1 protein-coding gene is annotated in these 241 nt (G+C 53.5%); it reads right to left on the reverse strand.

The annotated features are described in order from the left end of the window. Positions 1 to 48: 48 nt before the first annotated feature. The coding region (locus AC2FA3_RS15570) for an AIR synthase-related protein (RefSeq protein WP_490510384.1) at positions 49 to 241 on the reverse strand (193 nt) is incomplete at its 5' end.

Here is a 241-nt window from a genome sequence, read left to right on the forward strand (position 1 = left end):
GCAATGGCATTGGAGCCGCGGCCCGATGCGAAAATGACCATTTTCTTCTTAGTCATGGAATACGCCTCCCCGCAAGGTTACGGGTACGTCGGAATCGACGACTTTGCCGATGACATAGGCCTTTTCATCGCGGTCGGCCAGGTTCTTGAGGACGGCATCTGCGTCTTTTTCATCGACGATCATGATCATGCCGATGCCCATGTTGAAGGTGCGGTACATTTCCTTGGCATCAACGTTGCCC

The sequence above is a fragment of the Janibacter sp. CoH_79_TC_3 genome (assembly GCF_058197955.1).